The 232-nt window shown below is 40.1% G+C and carries 1 protein-coding gene; it reads left to right on the top strand.

Annotated elements, in window-relative coordinates:
* Positions 1 to 31: 31 nt before the first annotated feature.
* A partial coding sequence (locus AAEY88_RS15650; protein WP_350563873.1) for a DEAD/DEAH box helicase family protein occupies positions 32 to 232 on the top strand: 201 nt, incomplete at its 3' end.

The following is a 232-nucleotide window of genomic DNA, read 5'->3' on the forward strand; positions in this document are numbered from 1 at the left end:
TACTGAAGCAGAGCGAAGCATTAGAGAAAATATGAAACTAAGACTATGGCAAGCCGAGTGTATTAATTTAGCGCTTACACAATATCAGAACGGCAATAGCCACTTTTTAGCCTTGGCAACTCCTGGGGCGGGTAAGACCTTGATGGCCTCGGAATTAGCCGATCAATTATTAAAAAATAATATGGTCGATGTGATTATTTGCTTTTCACCGTCTTCAATTGTATCTCAAGAC

It is taken from the genome of Psychrobacter sp. CAL346-MNA-CIBAN-0220 (assembly GCF_040309805.1).
Lineage (GTDB): Bacteria > Pseudomonadota > Gammaproteobacteria > Pseudomonadales > Moraxellaceae > Psychrobacter.